The 298-nt window shown below is 60.1% G+C and carries 1 pseudogene; it reads left to right on the top strand.

What is annotated here, in order from left to right:
• Window positions 1-138 (top strand): annotated as a pseudogene (locus PZH32_RS13060) (elongation factor P); the annotation flags it as partial.
• Window positions 139-298 lie beyond the last annotated feature (160 nt).

Below are 298 nucleotides of genomic sequence, written 5' to 3'. Positions count from 1 at the left end.
AACGGCGACACCGCCACCAACACCACCAAGCCGGCCACCCTGGAGACGGGCAAGGAGCTGCAGGTGCCCACGTTCATCGAGATCGGCGACGAGCTGCAGATCGACACCCGCGACGGCCGCTTCATCAAGCGCGTCTAAATGTTCCGCCGTTGCTGACGCAACGACGTTTACGCCGATGCTGCGGCTCCGACAGGCACCTGTCGAACCCTCGCTGACTTGCTTGGGCGAACCTGCGAGGCTCTTTAAAGATAAAGAGAGGATCTGTCGGGATCCTCTCTTTGCGTTTGGACTCATTTGC

The organism is Adlercreutzia equolifaciens (genome assembly GCF_029076695.1).
In the GTDB taxonomy this organism is placed as follows: domain Bacteria; phylum Actinomycetota; class Coriobacteriia; order Coriobacteriales; family Eggerthellaceae; genus Adlercreutzia; species Adlercreutzia equolifaciens_A.
The sequence above is the reverse complement of the archived record's forward strand: the minus strand, read 5'-3'. Positions and strand labels throughout refer to the sequence as shown.